The sequence below is a fragment of the Rhodococcus rhodochrous genome (assembly GCF_014854695.1).
Lineage (GTDB): Bacteria > Actinomycetota > Actinomycetes > Mycobacteriales > Mycobacteriaceae > Rhodococcus.
The window spans coordinates 409,767-423,264 of sequence record NZ_CP027558.1; the positions used below are offsets into that span (position 1 = coordinate 409,767).

Annotated in this window: 13 protein-coding genes and 2 pseudogenes; 6 read left to right on the forward strand and 9 right to left on the reverse strand. The window is 66.3% G+C overall.

The genetic code is table 11. From position 1 onward, the window contains the following. Nucleotides 1-236 precede the first annotated feature (236 nt). The gene (locus C6Y44_RS26720) at nucleotides 237-644 is read left to right on the forward strand and encodes a four-helix bundle copper-binding protein (RefSeq protein WP_159419366.1); all 408 of its coding nucleotides are present in this window, start codon (nucleotides 237-239) and stop codon (nucleotides 642-644) included. Nucleotides 645-676: 32 nt separating this feature from the next. On the opposite strand, the gene C6Y44_RS26725 is transcribed toward C6Y44_RS26720, so the two are convergent. From C6Y44_RS26725 to C6Y44_RS26735, 3 genes are all read right to left on the reverse strand, one after another. Continuing rightward, nucleotides 677-1,561, reverse strand: coding sequence for a potassium channel family protein (locus tag C6Y44_RS26725; protein ID WP_159419365.1), 885 nt, complete (start codon nucleotides 1,559-1,561; stop codon nucleotides 677-679). 180 nt (nucleotides 1,562-1,741) lie between these two features. Then, nucleotides 1,742-2,977 (reverse strand): cation:proton antiporter domain-containing protein, encoded by a 1,236-nt coding sequence (locus tag C6Y44_RS26730; protein ID WP_159419364.1) that lies wholly within the window; start codon nucleotides 2,975-2,977, stop codon nucleotides 1,742-1,744. An 86-nt stretch (nucleotides 2,978-3,063) separates the two neighbouring features. After that, the gene (locus C6Y44_RS26735; protein ID WP_019290542.1) at nucleotides 3,064-3,363 is read right to left on the reverse strand and encodes a YrhK family protein; all 300 of its coding nucleotides are present in this window, start codon (nucleotides 3,361-3,363) and stop codon (nucleotides 3,064-3,066) included. A 43-nt stretch (nucleotides 3,364-3,406) separates the two neighbouring features. On the opposite strand from C6Y44_RS26735, the gene C6Y44_RS26740 reads away from it, so the two are divergent. The 3 genes from C6Y44_RS26740 to C6Y44_RS26750 all read left to right on the forward strand — a co-directional run bounded on the left by C6Y44_RS26740 (nucleotide 3,407) and on the right by C6Y44_RS26750 (nucleotide 5,971). Then, a complete protein-coding gene (locus C6Y44_RS26740; protein WP_159419363.1) occupies nucleotides 3,407-3,964 on the forward strand; it encodes a DUF421 domain-containing protein in 558 nt (185 codons plus the stop codon). Nucleotides 3,965-3,980: 16 nt separating this feature from the next. Further along, nucleotides 3,981-5,396, forward strand: coding sequence for a DUF2254 domain-containing protein (locus C6Y44_RS26745; protein WP_192379115.1), 1,416 nt, complete (start codon nucleotides 3,981-3,983; stop codon nucleotides 5,394-5,396). 104 nt (nucleotides 5,397-5,500) lie between these two features. Next, complete coding sequence (locus C6Y44_RS26750) at nucleotides 5,501-5,971, forward strand: DUF4383 domain-containing protein (RefSeq protein ID WP_159419362.1); 471 nt, start codon at nucleotides 5,501-5,503, stop codon at nucleotides 5,969-5,971. Nucleotides 5,972-6,486: 515 nt separating this feature from the next. Here the strand turns inward: C6Y44_RS26750 and C6Y44_RS28290 are convergent. The 5 genes and pseudogenes from C6Y44_RS28290 to C6Y44_RS26770 all read right to left on the reverse strand — a co-directional run bounded on the left by C6Y44_RS28290 (nucleotide 6,487) and on the right by C6Y44_RS26770 (nucleotide 9,527). Then, nucleotides 6,487-6,725, reverse strand: a pseudogene (locus tag C6Y44_RS28290) (toxin). Then, the gene (locus C6Y44_RS26755; RefSeq protein ID WP_085471015.1) at nucleotides 6,722-6,982 is read right to left on the reverse strand and encodes a ribbon-helix-helix domain-containing protein; all 261 of its coding nucleotides are present in this window, start codon (nucleotides 6,980-6,982) and stop codon (nucleotides 6,722-6,724) included. The pseudogene C6Y44_RS28290 and the gene C6Y44_RS26755 overlap by 4 nt, the downstream one beginning before the upstream one ends. A gap of 206 nt (nucleotides 6,983-7,188) precedes the next feature. Further along, a complete protein-coding gene (locus C6Y44_RS26760) occupies nucleotides 7,189-8,091 on the reverse strand; it encodes a DUF2971 domain-containing protein (RefSeq protein WP_159419361.1) in 903 nt (300 codons plus the stop codon). Nucleotides 8,092-8,199: 108 nt separating this feature from the next. Next, entirely contained in the window at nucleotides 8,200-9,081 is an 882-nt protein-coding gene (locus C6Y44_RS26765; protein ID WP_225623875.1) for a zeta toxin family protein, read from the reverse strand. Further along, complete coding sequence (locus C6Y44_RS26770; protein ID WP_308257016.1) at nucleotides 9,081-9,527, reverse strand: hypothetical protein; 447 nt, start codon at nucleotides 9,525-9,527, stop codon at nucleotides 9,081-9,083. Before C6Y44_RS26770 ends, C6Y44_RS26765 begins: the two co-directional genes overlap by 1 nt. Nucleotides 9,528-9,573: 46 nt before the next feature. On the opposite strand from C6Y44_RS26770, the pseudogene C6Y44_RS28295 reads away from it, so the two are divergent. Together C6Y44_RS28295 and C6Y44_RS26775 are read left to right on the forward strand one after the other, a co-directional pair. Further along, nucleotides 9,574-9,748: pseudogene (locus tag C6Y44_RS28295) on the forward strand (IMP dehydrogenase); the annotation flags it as partial. Nucleotides 9,749-9,894: 146 nt separating this feature from the next. Then, nucleotides 9,895-11,355: a plasmid pRiA4b ORF-3 family protein gene (locus C6Y44_RS26775; protein WP_159419359.1), complete on the forward strand. Its 1,461-nt coding sequence runs from the start codon at nucleotides 9,895-9,897 to the stop codon at nucleotides 11,353-11,355. A gap of 851 nt (nucleotides 11,356-12,206) precedes the next feature. On the opposite strand, the gene C6Y44_RS26780 is transcribed toward C6Y44_RS26775, so the two are convergent. After that, on the reverse strand, nucleotides 12,207-13,496 hold the full coding sequence (locus tag C6Y44_RS26780; protein WP_192378978.1) for a Rep protein: 1,290 nt from the start codon (nucleotides 13,494-13,496) through the stop codon (nucleotides 12,207-12,209). Nucleotides 13,497-13,498: the final 2 nt, after the last annotated feature.

Sequence of the window (13,498 nt, forward strand, 5' to 3'; positions counted from 1 at the left end):
GAACCGCACACCACCCCCGCACAGCCCATTGTTACCCGCTGCTCATAGCGGTGTCCGAGGAACGGCTCGACCTGACCTCCCGATTCTCCCGGGGCTGGTCCACCGCGGCGGCGGTACTGTCGGGCACCGAAAAATCGGTATGACATGTTGAGAGCGTGGTTCTTCGGGTACGCGACAGAAGAAGCGGAACTTGCTGTTCCGTGAGGATCCGTCACCCGAAGACAAGGAGCATCGTCATGGGCACTGCAACGAGCATGCTCGAGAGCTACCCGAAGAATGTGGGCGACATCGACACGGGCGTGTTGGCCGCCTGCATCGAGGCGTGTACCGACTGCGCGCAGACGTGCACCGCCTGCGCCGATGCGTGCCTGGCCGAGGACACCGTCGCCGACCTGACCACGTGTATCCGCACCGACCTCGACTGCGCCGATCTGTGCGGGGCAACAGCCCGAATCCTCTCGCGCCAGACCGGCAACAACGCGACGGTCACCAAGGCGATGCTCGAGGCCTGCGCCACTGCCTGTCAGGTGTGCGGTGACGAATGCGCCCGGCACAGCTCCCATCACGAGCACTGCCGTATCTGCGCCGAGGCGTGCCGACGCTGTGAGCAGGCCTGCCGAGATCTGCTCACAGCTCTCCACTGATGTGCTCACACGACATCGCCGCCGGCGCCGGGTTATCGCTGCGCGATCCGGTGCCGGTGGTCGGTGGCGTAGGCAGCACAGACCTGCTCCACCGATCCTCCGGTGTGCAGATAGCGGGCATCGAGATAGCCGGTGAGCGACCCGAGTTGCCGCTCGAGCCGCACTGCGGCGCGGCGCACCTCCATCGCCGCCGACGCTTCCCCCGCCTCGACCAACTCCGGCACCTGCGCAAGCATTACAGCCAGGGACCGGTCGGGTTCGGCGTCGCGGAAGAAATAGGTTTCACCGTACTGCCGCAGATCGAACTCCACGGTGGTCAACGCCTCGGTGACGCCGTCGAGCAGAGCGCACGCAATGCTCGCCTCCCCATGCCGGGCGACCTCGGCCGAATCGGTCGACGCCAGCAGGCTCACCGCGCGGGCGGCGGCGCGGCGGCGGATCAGCGCCGGGTAGATCTGCAAGATCCACGAGATCGCCGCGGTGAACAACACGAACCCGATCAGCGCCTGCACCGGGATCAGCAGCCGCAGCGCCGGATAGGCGGGGGTGATGTCGCCGTAGCCGAGGGTGGCCACGGTCACCAGCGACAGATACAGCGAAGCTACCGGATCGGATGACGACTGTGGTTGCAGCGCAGAGGCGAAGAAGAATCCGCCCGGCATGTGCGGAAGGTAGATCAGCGCCCACCCGGCCACGATCATCGCAGCCCACAGCAACACCGTGGCGATCATGCCCAGCGGGCCGGCAGAGCCCAGCGCCCGGCCGTGCCGGCGGATCCTCCCGGCGATCGACCAGACGATTCGGAACACCCAGCGGCTCAGCGTGCCCAGCCCGTGCGGATGCCACAATGTTGCGTAGATGTCCCGCAACGCCACCGCGATGAGTGCTGCGCCGAGCACGCTGAAGATCCACGTCATCGGTGCCGACCTTCGGGTGTTGTCCTACGCCGATCGAGAAGGTCGAGGGAGCGGGATCCACGATTCGACCGCTCGGGTGGATCCGGGCACGTCGTAGTCGACATCTGCATGGGCGGCGCGTACCCGCCTCGCCGTACACCCAATCGCCCGCCTCCGGCGGCCGCTCGTAAACCGACGTTCTCAATGGACGTCGGGTGCGCGCGAACGGCTTTCACTGCTGCGAGTCCGGATGTAGAGGTTGCGCCCGGCCGCGGCAGTGAGACCGAACGCCACTGTGCTCGCGGCCAGCACGAGCGTGCCGGCACCGAGCACGGCGTCGTCGACACCGAGACCTTCGGCTTCCATCGTCAGATAGAACAATGCGGACACCCCCACCGGCCCGAACCAGCCGAGATACACCGCGTCGGGCAGCGGTAGATGCAGCGGCCGTCGCAACAACAGCACGATCGGGATCCGCCGCAGCAGCAGGACAGCGACCACCAGGGCGGGCGCCTTCCAGCCCAGCTGGGTCCACTGCTGCCACGGTAGGGCGGCGCCGAGCAGCACGAACAGCGGCAGGACTGCGAATCTGTTGACGGCCTCGTCGATCTCGACCTCGGAAGTCCGTTCGGCGCCGGTGCCGACGGCGTTGAAGGCCAGACCGCCGACGAATACGGCGAGCACCCCGTCGACGTGCAGCAGACCGGCCACGCCGAGGATGCCCAGGGCCAGTACGACGGTGAACAACAGGGCCGGGCCGTGTGCGGTGGCGCCGTGCTTGTCGCCCAGTCGCAGTGCTGCACCGCCGACGGCGCCGAGGAGTGCGCCGGTGACCAGGGCGCCGAGGACCTGCCACAGTGATTCGCTGACCGCCGCACCGGCGCTGAGTGGGCCGGCGACCGCGATCGCCGCGACCACCAGCGGCAGCGCCAGGCCGTCGTTCGCGCCGGATTCGAGCGAAAGCAGCTGTCGGTCCCGGGCGGGTAGGTCTCGTTCGGCGAGATCGCCGGTGACCACACTCGACGCCAGCACCGGATCGGTCGGGCAGATCGCGGTGCCGAACAGCAGCGCCGCGGCCAGCGGTAAACCGGCCACCGCCCATCCGAGTCCGGTCGAGATCGCCGCCATCGCGGGCATGACGACCAGCAGCAACACGGCCAGTGCGCGGGTGTGGCGACGCACTGCGGCGATGGGATAACGCAACGCGACCGCCATGACGGACACGGCCAGCAGGATCCGGGCGAGCTCATGGAACAGGCCGTGCTCGACCGTCACCGGCGCGATCGGCAACGCATTGAGCACGTGCGGCCCGAGCAGTACCCCGGCAAGCAGACCGAGTAGGGGTTCGGACAACGGCAGGCGCCGCATCGTCGAGGAAATCGCTGCCACCACCACGCCGAGCGCGCCGACCACGGCAAGAACGACATCGATGTGCATAACGGTCGCATTCCCGGATCGGCCCCTGGCAATCCTGCACTGTCCGGTCGGCGGTGTGTTCGGATCGAGGCGTGAGATCCGGACGGTCAGTAGTCGTAGTCACCGCCGGTGGCACCGGAGTGATGTCCCAACCGTCGCAGATGCGTGCGCCGGCTCAGGCGGATCACGGGCCGGGCGAGAAAATCGAGCGAACCGAGCAGAAACAGCCAGGTACCGGCGGTCTGGGTGGAGTCGAAGAAGAACAACACGCTACCGACGGTGAAGAACACCGCGATCAGGACGTCGTTGACGATCGAGGCTGTCTCGTACCGGTTGTCGATCACGACCTGCTCCCGGCCGACGGACAGTCGCAGCGACGGATCTGCGTGGGTGCGATCGGTGGCCATGGCCCGGCGAGTACCCACCCGCTGGTGCGGGTATGCCCGCCGAATGTGGTTCGGAAGTTGGTCCGATCTGATGCGTGTGGTGCTCGTCGGTGCGGCCGCCTATCTCTGGCTGGTGTTCGTGCTGCGGATCTCGGGAAAACGAACCCTGGCCAAACTCAACGCCTTCGACCTGGTCGTCACCGTCGCTCTCGGTTCGACGCTGGCGACGATCCTGCTCAGCTCCGATGTGTCGTGGTCCGAGGGCGCGGTGGCGCTGGTGCTGTTGGCTGGGCTGCAGTTTCTGGCCGCTGCCGTTTCCTCTCGTTGGCCTCGCAGTCGCGCCGTGCTCACTGCCGATCCGACTTTGCTCGTCGAGCACGGTGCAATGCTCGACCTGGCGCTGGCACAGCAACGGATCAGCCCCGGCGAGATACGCCAAGCGGTGCGCGCCTCCGGTTTCGGCGACCTGGGACAGGTCGCGGCCGTGGTGCTCGAAACCGACGGCAGCCTCAGCGTGATCGGCCACCAGCAGTACGGCAACGGTTCGGTGCTGGACGATGTCGCTCATTCGGCATCCGGTGGTCACCGCCGATCGTCCCGACCCGGTGGTGACCGTCGATGAGGAGCACGACGTTGCCATGACCGGTCCTCGAGGGCACGTCCAGGTGTTCGATGTCGTACGAGCGCGGCGCCGGGTGCTTGTCGAGGCGCTTCGGTCGCGCTTGTGGCCGTTGCCGGCAGCGGCGGTGCTGCTCGCGGTGCTGGCCGGGATCGGCGTGCCCGAACTCGACACCGCCGTCGACGATCACATGCCTGCGGAGGTGGCCGGGTATCTGTTTGGTGGGAGCGCTGACGCGGCCCGGGAGGTGCTCGGCGCGATCGCCGGCTCGCTCATCACTGTCACTTCGTTGACTTTTTCCCTCACATTGGTGACCTTGCAGCTGGCCAGCAGCCAGTATTCGCCGCGGCTGCTGCGCACCTTCGCCGCCGACCGCGTGGTGCAACGCACCCTGGCGTTGTTCCTGAGCACCTTCATCTACGCCTTGACCGTGCTGCGGACAGTCCGTAACGACACCGACGTCGGCACCAGCGAATTCGTGCCCCAATTGGCCGTGACTCTGGCGTATGCACTGACCGTCGCCAGTGTGGTGTCGCTGGTGCTGTTCCTCGGCCATCTGGTGCGGCAGATCCGCGTCGAAACCGTCCTCGACCAGGTACGCGCCGACACCTGCGCGACGGCAGCGGATATCCTTCCGCGGGTCACCACCGGCGGGGGACCGGAGCAATTACTGCCCGAACCGCCGCCGCACGCTCACCTCGTCGAAGCCGCCGATTCCGGGTTCGTGGTCGAGATCGACGAACGCGCCGTCCTCGACGCGGCGGTGCGCGCTGAGGCTCTCGTGTGGATCGATCGTGCGGTGGGCAGTCCGGTGGTGGCGGGAACCCCGATCGCGCGCTGCTGGTCTGTGCACCCGCAACACCCCCTGACCGGTGAGCCACTCGACCGGCTCGACGACCGGATCCGCAGCGCGGTGCGCACCGGCAGTGAACGCACCACCGCCCAGGACGTCGGCTACGGACTACGTCAACTCACCGATGTGGTGGTGCGTGCCCTGTCCCCGGGTATCAACGATCCGACGACCGCAGTGCACGGACTGCTCGCGTGCACCGCGGTGCTCGTCGAGTTGCTGACCGCCCGCCTGGGTCCGTATGCGGTGTGCGACTCCGACAACCGAGTCCGCGTGGTCATCGCGCGGCCGACCTTCACCGAACTGTTGGAGCTGGTGTGTACCCAGCCGCGGCTCTACGGCGCCGCCGACCCCGATGTCGCTGAGGCACTGCTGTCGATGCTGCACCTGTTGGCGCGGAAGGCGAGCACCGAGGAGCACCGTACTGCGATCCACGATCAACTCGTCCTGGTACGTGCTCGGATCAACGACCACGACGGTGCAACCCGCCGGCACCTCGAGCGCCGTGCCCGCGATGCCGAGGAGGCCGTCACACACCGTTGGTTATCCCGTGGCCCCGCACCGCGGCCGTCGGATCCGCCTTGATGGTCTTCGACCTGCGCCGTCCCGGGCGGTTTGGTGCTCACCGACGCCGGACAACCTACATGGGAGAAACGCATGCTGCATCGACCGCGCGAAAGGGGCACATGATGACTTCTCCATCTTCCCGCCCGGCTCGACGCTCACTCACCGCGACCCCGGTCCAGACCGCCGCGCTGGTTGTCGGCACCGTCTTCTTGCTCGTCGGCATTCTCGGGTTCATTCCAGGTGTCACCTCCGATCTCGACCATCTCGCCGGCGCCGGACACAGTTCCGGCGCAATGTTGTTCGGACTGTTCCAGGTGTCCGTGCTGCACAACCTCGTCCACGTGCTCTTCGGCATCGCCGGTATCACCGCGGCCCGCGTTCCCTCCGCTGCAGGGATCTACCTGCTGCTCGGGGGACTGATCTACCTCGGGTTGTGGGTGTTCGGACTGCTGATCGACAAGGGCGGTGCGATCAACTTCATCCCGCTCAACAGCGCCGACGACTGGCTGCACTTCACTCTCGGTGTCGGTATGGTCGGACTCGGCATCCTGCTTACCCGCGGACGCCGCACCGACGAGCGTGCACTGTCCTGAACGAACACCACTCGATCGGGTGAAAAGGTACTGGTCAATGAGCATCTAGCGTGGAACGGTTCAGCGCCGGCATGCCTTCCGCGACGTTTTCCGACCCGTGGGGTCCCAGAAGTGGTGGCAACTTGCATCCACCAATGAGCTCGGTCATCTCGAGCGGGGAGTGCTCCGGGCCGCAGGACGGCGCTGATTGCCGGCGCCAACCTCACACAGTTCTCCCGCAGCGATTGTGATGGATAACCCTGATTATCCATCAGTTCCGGTCGGGCTACGGTGGTGTTGGCGGTGGGCGCGTGTGGCTTCGGTGTCGAGATGCGTCCGGTGCGGTCGCCGCTCGAACTGCGGCGTCGCGCCCGTACCCACGATGCTTGGCGTCGCTGTGGCAGGGTTCGCCGGATGTCTGTGACCGGACGGGGCAAGAGTTGCGGCGCAGGGGACTTGGGCTTCGAGAGAGCGCTTTTGGATTCGAGCAGTGTGCCGCCTCGGGGGAGCGCTTGGGGCGATCACCGGAGCAGCGCTCAGGGGAGTAGATCGACGTACTGAGGGCGGGCTTTCATCGAGTGGATGAGAAGCTCGTTGCCACTGTCGAAGCGCAGAACAACCAATTCCAGGAGACAACCTTTCGGGTCGAATCCGAGCCGGAACTCTCGCGCGGGTTGTCGCCCTCGGGATCGGCTGCGTAGACGTGGTGCTGGGCCGCGTAGAGACTGTCGGCTTCGTCGGTTCCGTGCTCAAGGGCGGATGTGTGTGCTTTCACGCGACCCGGGTCCAGGCGCGGATCGCTTCCCGAATGGCTTCCGACCTGGATACGTGCTCTTGTTCTGCTCGAGTGTTCAGAGCCTTGAGTAGGGCTTTGTCCATGCGGACCGGGACCACGGTTGCGGGGCCTTCTCCGAGAGTGGGGCGCCCACGTTTACGCAGGGCAGCGACGTCGTAGCCTGCCTCGGCTTCGTCTGCCCATTGCTCGATCATCTCGTCGGTGACGGGGGTTCTGTCGATCGTTTCGTCAGCCATGCACATTAATGTAATACGAAAATGGTGCTGGTCAGGGCTTGAGTAAGGTTGGTGACGCGCCCGATGAGGTCGAACGCGAGGCCGACGAGCTCGCCACCTGGATCGCTGCGGTCCTGAATAGCGAGCACCCAGTGCTGAATGGCTCCGCGGCCGGCGACGTCTGAGCCGAACTTGTGCGGCTCGGTACGTCGCCTGGTCGACGGCGGTTATCGGTACGGGGTGGGGGAGACGGTCAGGTTCTGCGCGGCCGTGGTGTAGCCGAACGCGTGCAGAGCTCCCTGGGCTGCCAGGTAGTTCTCGTGCTGATTCGGTCCCGGGCCGACCCGGACAGCGACGACGGCGTCAGCGGGCAGTGACCAGGTGACGTACGGGATGAGCTTCGCTCCGCGGTTGCGGTAGGTCGGTCCCTCGCTCATGCCGAGGTGAATGACTCGCCATTCACCTTCCTCGCGGAAGCCGTTGTGCTTGAACTGCGTTGCATAGCGGGACAACTCCCGGATGCAGTGGTCGAGCATTCCGGAACTGGCCTCGGGGGCTTCTGCGCGGTGGAGACGCCAGTCCACCCACTTGTGCACGTAGTCGGTCACTGTCGTCCACGACTTGGGGTCGTCGTCGTACAGCACCTTCTTGGCCTTCGCCTCCTGGTGGTCGGGGAGCGCATCCCTGCGGATGCCGATGGCGAATCCGTCGAGTCCACCGCAGTAGGCGCGCCACTGGCTGAGCACATCGTTGTGCGCGGAGAACGATGTGACGTAGCAGTGGATGTGATTGCTGTAGGTGCGCTGCTCCACCCTGTCGATCGTCTCGCAGAGCTTGCGCAGGAAGTCGGCCTTTTCCTTCGGGTTGGCGACCAGATGAGGCTCATCCGGCTGGTAGTCGATCGTCTCCAGTTCCTCGGCACGGGGAATAAGCACCTGCTCCTTGATGATTCCCAGGCCGTGGATCAATTCCCGACTGTCGTTGAGGTACTCGACCGCTGTTGCGCGAAACGACGGCTTGCACTTCTGCGGACCCACGACGCCGGGTTCTCGCGGCTCCGGGTTGCTACCGAGGATGCCGAGCAGACCACCTGCGTCGGTGTAGTGCCACAACGTGTCAGGTTCGGTCAAAGTGTTTCTCCTGGAATCGGTGGGCAGTGCATACGCACAACGACGATGCGGCCAGCGCGGTTCCCGACGCGGATGGCTGCGGTGATTTCCGCGGACGGGCGGTTGTTCTCAGGTGTCGGAGTGTTCGGTGGCCGATTCGTAGCTGAGGATGCCGTCGCAGCGGGTGGCGACTCGTTGGATCAGTTCGCCGCTGGTGTAGTCGTCGACGAGCAGTTCGACCGAGTGGATCTCGGCGGTGAGGGGGTGGTCGAAGGCGGCACGGGCGTTGGCGGCGCAGATCGTGCCGGTGCCGTCGCCTGGATACAGCGCGGCGATGACCGCGGCGGGAGTGAACCGGCCTCCGAGACCGTCCTCGGAGTGTTGACGGCCGTCCCACCAGCGTTGCAGGGCTTGCTGTTGGGCGCGTTCGCGGGGGACTTCGACGTCCATGATGGTGAAGCGTTCGTAGCCGGCGGCGCCGAGTTGCCGCAGCAGGCGTTCGCTGAGGCCGGGCCAGCTGAAGGTGCCTTCGATGACGATGTTCTCCCCGCGCTGCATGCACACCTCTTGCAGGGCGTCGAGGACCTTTGTCGATTCGCTGTGCACGAGGGTGGACAGCTCGCGGGGCATGATGGTCCCGCCGTCGGGCAGTTCGATCTCGAGAATGCTCCGGTAGATACCGGTGTCGAGAGCGTCGCGGATGAGGTGGTCCTTGACGCGGTCGGCGTCGAGAACGCGCCAGCCTTGCCCGGCGAGGCCGTGGCGTCTGATGCTGGTGGATTTCCCGGCGCCGGGTACCCCGGCGGTGGCGATGGCGCAGAACTGGCCTTCGAGGATGACGTTGTGCTGTTCGGCGAGGTAGCGTTCGATGATCCGGTCGACGGTGCGACGCCGATGCGGGTCGGTGGCGTAGAGCCGGTGTGAGGCGGTGGCACCGTTGCGGTCGAGGGTGCCACCGGTCGCGCACATGCGCTCGAGGACTGCAGCTGTGGCGGCGCGCAGGTCCGCCACTACGCGTGTCCTGCGGCGTTGCGTCGGGCGGCGGTGATCTTCAGTAGGTGCTGGTAGTCCTCGTCGGACAACAGATCTCCGGCGCGTTCGATCTGATCCCAGGTGCCGGGGAGGTAGGTCTCTCCGGTGGGGTCGGTGGTGCCGAAGGTGTAGTTCCAGTTTTCGAGTTCGCTCATCATCGCCGCGTGGTCGATTATTCCGGCGGCGTGTTCGAGCATCACCTCACGCGGGCTGCGCTCGCAGACGTGCGGGGTGAGCCGTGCCGTTTTGGCCAGGCGGCTGACCTCGGGTTGTTCGACGCCGATCTCGTCGGCGATGCGTCGCTGGGTCCAGCCGGCCTGCACGGCGTCGTGGACGGCGCGGAGTTTGAGGATCTTGGCCAGTTCGTTGCGGGCGGGTACTGCTCGTAGCCGGCGTTCGATCTCCGGTTCGTATGCGATCGACACGGGAACCATCTCCTCAACTGGTGTTATACGAAATTGTATCAGCTCGCGGGTCGAGTACGCCCGCATCCTGCTTGCCGACGGCACTCTTGTCGCTATACCGGGGGCAGCCCGGACCCGGATCTGATTCCCTCGCTGCTCGCCGCTTCAGATGTGCTCGGTACCGGATGGTTCGCTGCGGTCGACGCCGAGCGGGTGCAGGAAAGACCGTCAATGAGGCCGGGGTGGCACGGATCGAGGAACTCCCCGACGAGTTCGCAGCGGGTACCACCAAGGTTCGGGGTGCTCCGAGGACCTCGAAGCGTGTGCCGGTGTTGTCGATGAGCTCACACCGCGAACCGGGACGCACCCACGATCGGATGGTTCACTGATGATCGTGGCGACCTCAGACGATGCACGGCGGCACGCCGAACAGGTGATTGCCTCGCTGACCCCGCGACAGCAACAGGACCTGCTGCAGGCGCTCCTAGCCGATGGTGCCCAGGCATGGCTCGACGACGCCCTGCACATTGCTGATCCTGTCGTCGGGGATGTGCCGGCGCGTACTCGCGGTTTTCGGGTCCGGCTGGATCTGATCGGTGCCAAGCCCCCGGTGTGGCGTCGGCTCGAGTTTCCCGGTGATCTGACCCTGGATCGGGTGCATGTGGCGATCCAGGCTGCCATGGGCTGGTCCGATAGTCACCTGCACCGTTTCCGCACGGGCGGTGATCCCCGGTCGCCCTATTTCGTCACGCCGTTCGACATCGAGGAGGGCGAGGACGGTGTGCTCGAGGACACCGTCCGGCTCGATCAGCTGCTGAGCGGCCCGGGTGATCGCCTCTGGTACGACTACGACTTCGGGGACGGCTGGCACCACGTCCTGCAGGTCGAATCGGTTCTCGACGAACCACCTGCTGAGGTGCGCTGCACCGCCGGCCGGATGGCCTGTCCGCCGGAGGACTGCGGCGGGATGTGGGGCTATACCGAACTGGCGGCGTGGGTGCGGGCAGGGTGCGACCCGACATCGGTTCCGTCGCCGTTCGACGACGTCGAGGATGTCCGCGACTGGCTGCCGCTCGAGTGGCATCCCGACCGCTTCGATGTCGCCGAGACCACGGCCGCAATCGCATCGGCGATGGCCGCGCCGGTGCCCGTACCCGACGAGCTCGCCGCGCTGCGCACCCGACTCGAGCACCGCGGTGACCGGGCGCTGACCCACCTGCTGGAACGGGCGGCTACTCCTCCGGTGGTCGAGATCGACGAGCCGGAGGCCGCGCAGTTGCTCGAGCCGTATCTCGAGCTGCTCGACGCGATCGGCGACGGAGTGCACCTCACTGCTGCCGGTTACCTGCCACCGGCGGTGGTTGAGCAGCTCGCCGCCCGGACCGGTATCACCGGGTGGTGGATCGGCTCGGCGAATCGTGAGGATCTGACCCGGCCGCTGGCGCGGTTGCGTGCCAGCGCACGGGCACTCGGTTTGATCGGTGTGCGGAAAGGGCGAGTGACACCGACCGCGCTCGCTCGCCGATCCCGCCACGAGCCGGTGGCGTTGTGGCGGCACATCGTGTCCCGATTACCGATAGGCAGGATCGATTTCGAGCGACAGGCCGGTTGGGCGGCTCTGGCTGTCGTTGCGAGCGGCGCCCCGGCCGAGGAGTGGAACCGCGAGATCCGCGCCGTGCTCCTCGGACTCGGATGGCGTGTGGCAGACCGTCCGTCGTTCGCTGCCATCGCTGTCGACAGCCCCACACTCGAGGTGTTGGAGTTTCTTGCCGGGCGGGCCCGCAGTGGGCGGCTGACCGGTCTGCATCCAGCCGTTGCGGCGACCGCTCGTGCCGCGATCAGTCTCTGAACCCAGGAGTCGTTCGCGTGTCCGCTGGACAGTGGACATGCCCTCGGCGAGCGCACCGCTGGTCCCCATTCGATCCTGCTGTTGCCGGTGACCGGCCGGGGACGTTGTTCTGTCAGCCGGTCGGTTCGATCGTGAGACCGGACCGACGGCGGTCCAGGCCGGCGCCGGCCTGGACCCATACGTCGACTGGGATGCGGATGGGCGACTCGATGACCAAGCACTCGAGTCCGTAGCTATTCACATGGGACTGTCGGACCCGGTGAAGACAGGCGAGCTGAAAAGTGTGTAGCAGCAAAGCGGCTGATGAACACGACTGTCATTCCCTGGCGGTCGTGGTCGGTGCCTCGCTGTCGTCACCCGTTCGCGTATCCTCGAGCGCAAGCGCCTCGGCAAGCTTGTGCCTTCCGCGGCCATCTACACCGACCGGATCCGCGGCCGGCATCGGAGGTCGCAGGCGCGGATTCGATTGTTCCCTGCTGAGGCGGTGGCCGGAATCGACCTCCAAGATGGCAGGTATCGGAGTGTCCGACGGTATTCACCCGGACCGTGCGGACTCGAGCCCTGTCTCGTGTGCCGAATGTTCCTCGGTCGGGTCACGGATGGCGCAGTGTGGGTTGACATAGGGACCGTGATATCGGCAAACGCCCGCGTCAACGAGTCGTATGCGTGCCGTCGAGGGCGCCGGGCGCTCGAGGTGTCGAGGCGAGGGTGGTGACCCGAAGTCGACGCACGTGCGGTGCGGGCACGTATGGCAGTCGGTTACGCGTCGTGAGGCGGTTGCCGTCTGCGGCTGAGGGGTATCTGCATGCCGAGGTAACGCTTCCTTGTTGTGCATGAATGGGCAGGCGCGTTCACCGAGCACAGCGTGCAGCAGCGGTCCTCTTCGCTGCGAGGTCCGTCGCGAGCTGTTCGCGCACTGCTTGTCGATGTTCGCCGGTTGCCGGTCGAGCCTGGGGGATCGAGGTGGCGACGAGGGCACGGTGGCGGGTCTTGATGATCCGGTGTGCTGCATCTGTCGGGGTTTCGTCCTTGTGCGTTCGGCCGTGGATCTTTAGTTCGGTGGGGGAGGGGCCGGACCAATCGAGGCGGGAGAGTCGAAATGCCACCATCCGTAGCGGCGAGGTCATCGCGTGTGCGGTGGGCCATGTCCACCCGCGAGTGGTGCCGTCGTGGTTGAGGGCGTGAGCGATGTCGATGCCTGTCCAGCGGTCGGTGTCGATGCCGGCATCGGTCAGGAGGTCGCAGACCGATCCGATGTGCCCTCGGCGTCTGCCGGTTGCCTCGTCGATCCCGACGATCGTGCGTAGCGCGGGGACGCGGTCGATCAGTTGGGCGGCTGCTCGTTGGAGGGCCAGCGGTCGGGACGTGGTCGGTGTCGAGGTCTTCTCGCCTGCGCGTGTGCGCGCTTGGTGATCTTTCCTGACGGAAAGACACAAGGATAAAGAACCACTAGGGGATTGGGGTGCGGAAGCCAGTGAGCTGCGTTGGGTTGGCGAAATAGACCGGGTGGCAGAGGTTCCGCTCTTGGGAGCGGAGCGTGTCGTTCGTTGCCGCGGCCGTCGCCGTGGCTGCTGGCGTGGTGTCGGCGGTGCGGGCATGGTCTCGACGGCCCATGCGGGTGCGGAGAGTGCCCATACGCTGGCAGCGCCGATCTGCGGTCGAGCAGGGAGTTGGCCGTGGACTTGTGAGTGGAGGCGGGCGGCGGCTTGACGTTCGGTGGCGTTGAGTTTTTTGCCGCGGGCCAGTTCGACGCCGAGGTCGAGTGTTTTCAGTGCGCGTCGGCCGCGTTTGAGTTGGTCGACCGACAGGCTGTCGTTGGTGGCGAGGGTGGCCAGGGCTGCGCAGACGTGGCGGCCGGTGGCCGATTCGGCGTAGTGGGCGTGGGCGGCGCAGACCCTCAGGAACGTCTGGGCGGCGATGCCGTGGCGTGTGAGGGCGGCCCGGCCGCGTTCGGTGTGAGTGACGATCCATTCGCACAAGGTCAGCCAGTAGCGGCGGCTGTGCCAGGTCGGGATACGGGCGTATGCGCCCGCGGGGATAGGTAGGGAGAGTGCGGCGCCGGTTCCGGGAGGTTGGGCGTCGAGCAGGTCGTCGACAGCGTCCTCGTCGGGATGGTCCTGCGTATAAACGCGCCTACCCATTC

Bases quoted from the DNA above. Each gene is read 5' to 3' on its own strand.
- C6Y44_RS26720 (WP_159419366.1), top strand. From the start codon at position 237: ATGGGCACTGCAACGAGCATGCTCGAGAGCTACCCGAAGAATGTGGGC.
- C6Y44_RS26725 (WP_159419365.1), bottom strand. From the start codon at position 1,561: ATGACGTGGATCTTCAGCGTGCTCGGCGCAGCACTCATCGCGGTGGCG.
- C6Y44_RS26730 (WP_159419364.1), bottom strand. From the start codon at position 2,977: ATGCACATCGATGTCGTTCTTGCCGTGGTCGGCGCGCTCGGCGTGGTG.
- C6Y44_RS26735 (WP_019290542.1), bottom strand. From the start codon at position 3,363: ATGGCCACCGATCGCACCCACGCAGATCCGTCGCTGCGACTGTCCGTC.
- C6Y44_RS26740 (WP_159419363.1), top strand. From the start codon at position 3,407: ATGTGGTTCGGAAGTTGGTCCGATCTGATGCGTGTGGTGCTCGTCGGT.
- C6Y44_RS26745 (WP_192379115.1), top strand. From the start codon at position 3,981: ATGACCGGTCCTCGAGGGCACGTCCAGGTGTTCGATGTCGTACGAGCG.
- C6Y44_RS26750 (WP_159419362.1), top strand. From the start codon at position 5,501: ATGACTTCTCCATCTTCCCGCCCGGCTCGACGCTCACTCACCGCGACC.
- C6Y44_RS26755 (WP_085471015.1), bottom strand. From the start codon at position 6,982: ATGGCTGACGAAACGATCGACAGAACCCCCGTCACCGACGAGATGATC.
- C6Y44_RS26775 (WP_159419359.1), top strand. From the start codon at position 9,895: ATGATCGTGGCGACCTCAGACGATGCACGGCGGCACGCCGAACAGGTG.
- C6Y44_RS26780 (WP_192378978.1), bottom strand. From the start codon at position 13,496: ATGGGTAGGCGCGTTTATACGCAGGACCATCCCGACGAGGACGCTGTC.